This window comes from Streptomyces rubellus (assembly GCF_036323805.1).
Taxonomy (GTDB): Bacteria; Actinomycetota; Actinomycetes; order Streptomycetales; family Streptomycetaceae; genus Streptomyces.
Genome location: NZ_JAZDCX010000056.1, coordinates 1 through 3,284, shown reverse-complemented (window position 1 = coordinate 3,284; position 3,284 = coordinate 1). Strand labels below are relative to the sequence as shown.

1 rRNA gene is annotated in these 3,284 nt (G+C 58.9%); it reads right to left on the bottom strand.

The features are described from left to right. Positions 1–23 precede the first annotated feature (23 nt). Positions 24–3,143: ribosomal RNA gene (locus V1L54_RS29185) — 23S ribosomal RNA — on the bottom strand. Positions 3,144–3,284: the final 141 nt, after the last annotated feature.

Below are 3,284 nucleotides of genomic sequence, written 5' to 3'. Positions count from 1 at the left end.
CCGCACAGTGGACGCAAGCAGCCATGGACAAGTCCTCGGCCTATTAGTACCAGTCAACTCCACCCCTCACAGGGCTTCCATATCTGGCCTATCAACCCGGTCGTCTCCCGGGAGCCTTACCCCCATACGGGGTGGGAGTCCTCATCTCGAAGCAGGCTTCCCGCTTAGATGCCTTCAGCGGTTATCCCTCCCGAACGTAGCCAACCAGCCATGCCCTTGGCAGAACAACTGGCACACCAGAGGTCCGTCCGTCCCGGTCCTCTCGTACTAGGGACAGCCCTTCTCAAGACTCCTACGCGCGCAGCGGATAGGGACCGAACTGTCTCACGACGTTCTAAACCCAGCTCGCGTACCGCTTTAATGGGCGAACAGCCCAACCCTTGGGACCGACTCCAGCCCCAGGATGCGACGAGCCGACATCGAGGTGCCAAACCATCCCGTCGATATGGACTCTTGGGGAAGATCAGCCTGTTATCCCCGGGGTACCTTTTATCCGTTGAGCGACGGCACTTCCACACGTAACCGCCGGATCACTAGTCCCTGCTTTCGCACCTGCTCGACCCGTCAGTCTCACAGTCAAGCTCCCTTGTGCACTTACACTCACCACCTGATGACCAACCAGGCTGAGGGAACCTTTGGGCGCCTCCGTTACCCTTTAGGAGGCAACCGCCCCAGTTAAACTACCCACCAGACACTGTCCCCGATCCGGATCACGGACCCAGGTTAGACATCCAGCACGACCAGAGTGGTATTTCAACAACGCCTCCACACACACTGGCGTGCATGCTTCACCGGCTCCCACCTATCCTACACAAGCCGAACCGAACACCAATATCAAGCTGTAGTAAAGGTCCCGGGGTCTTTCCGTCCTGCTGCGCGAAACGAGCATCTTTACTCGTAGTGCAATTTCACCGGGCCTGTGGTTGAGACAGTCGAGAAGTCGTTACGCCATTCGTGCAGGTCGGAACTTACCCGACAAGGAATTTCGCTACCTTAGGATGGTTATAGTTACCACCGCCGTTTACTGGCGCTTAAGTTCTCAGCTTCGCCCACCCGAAAGTGAGCTAACCGGTCCCCTTAACGTTCCAGCACCGGGCAGGCGTCAGTCCGTATACCTCGCCTTACGGCTTCGCACGGACCTGTGTTTTTAGTAAACAGTCGCTTCTCGCTGGTCTCTGCGGCCACCCCCAGCTCACACCGCACGGGCGATCACCAGAAATGGCCCCCCTTCTCCCGAAGTTACGGGGGCATTTTGCCGAGTTCCTTAACCACAGTTCACCCGAACGCCTCGGTATTCTCTACCAGACCACCTGAGTCGGTTTAGGGTACGGGCCGCCATGCAACTCGCTAGAGGCTTTTCTCGACAGCATAGGATCATCCACTTCACCACAACGGCTCGGCATCAGGTCTCAGACTCATATGCCACGCGGATTTACCTACGTGACGTCCTACACCCTTACCCCGGGACAACCACCGCCCGGGCTGGACTACCTTCCTGCGTCACCCCATCACTCACCTACTACCGGATCGGACCGTCGGCTCCACCACACTGCTCCCCGAAGGAAACAGCCGGCTTCACGGACTTAGCATCACCGGACTCGGCCCTTGCGCCACACAGCGGGTACCGGAATATCAACCGGTTATCCATCGACTACGCCTGTCGGCCTCGCCTTAGGCCCCGACTTACCCTGGGCAGATCAGCTTGACCCAGGAACCCTTGGTCAATCGGCGCAGGAGTTTCCCACTCCTGTATCGCTACTCATGCCTGCATTCTCACTCGTGAACCGTCCACCACTGCCTTCCGGCGCAGCTTCACCCGGCACACGACGCTCCCCTACCCACCCACACGGCCGTTGGGCCTCATGTGTGAGTGACACGACGTCGGCGGTGTGCTTGAGCCCCGCTACATTGTCGGCGCAGAATCACTTGACCAGTGAGCTATTACGCACTCTTTCAAGGATGGCTGCTTCTAAGCCAACCTCCTGGTTGTCTCTGCGACTCCACATCCTTTCCCACTTAGCACACGCTTAGGGGCCTTAGTCGATGCTCTGGGCTGTTTCCCTCTCGACCATGGAGCTTATCCCCCACAGTCTCACTGCCGTGCTCTCAACTTACCGGCATTCGGAGTTTGGCTAAGGTCAGTAACCCGGTAGGGCCCATCGCCTATCCAGTGCTCTACCTCCGGCAAGCACCACACGACGCTGCACCTAAATGCATTTCGGGGAGAACCAGCTATCACGGAGTTTGATTGGCCTTTCACCCCTAACCACAGGTCATCCCCCAGGTTTTCAACCCTGGTGGGTTCGGGCCTCCACGACCTCTTACAGCCGCTTCACCCTGCCCATGGCTAGATCACTCCGCTTCGGGTCTTGGACACGCTACTCAAACGCCCTCTTCGGACTCGCTTTCGCTACGGCTCCCCCACACGGGTTAACCTCGCAACGCACCGCAAACTCGCAGGCTCATTCTTCAAAAGGCACGCAGTCACGACCGCAAGCGCAAGCACTCACGGCGACGCTCCCACGGCTTGTAGGCACACGGTTTCAGGTACTCTTTCACTCCGCTCCCGCGGTACTTTTCACCATTCCCTCACGGTACTATCCGCTATCGGTCACCAGGGAATATTTAGGCTTAACGGGTGGTCCCGCCAGATTCACACGGGATTTCTCGGGCCCCGTGCTACTTGGGTGTCTCTCCAACGAGCCGCTGACGTTTCAGCTACGGGGGTCTTACCCTCTACGCCGGGCCTTTCGCATGCCCTTCGCCTACATCAACGGTTTCTCACTCGCCTCACAGCCGGCAGACCATGAAAAGAGAGATCCCACAACCCCGCCCACGCAACCCCTGCCGGGTCTCACACGTGAACGGTTTAGCCTCCTCCGGTTTCGCTCGCCACTACTCCCGGAATCACGGTTGTTTTCTCTTCCTGCGGGTACTGAGATGTTTCACTTCCCCGCGTTCCCTCCACACTGCCTATGTGTTCAGCAGCGGGTGACAGCCCATGACGACTGCCGGGTTTCCCCATTCGGACACCCCCGGATCACAGCTCGGTTGACAGCTCCCCGGGGCCTATCGCGGCCTCCCACGTCCTTCATCGGTTCCTGGTGCCAAGGCATCCACCGTGCGCCCTTAACAACTTGGCCACAGATGCTCGCGTCCACTGTGCAGTTCTCAAACAACGACCAGCCACCCGCCACCCCGCCCACCAAGGACGAGTACACCGGGACCGGCACCAAGGACCAACGACCATGCGGCCGTGCCCTCAGACACCCAACAGCGCGCCC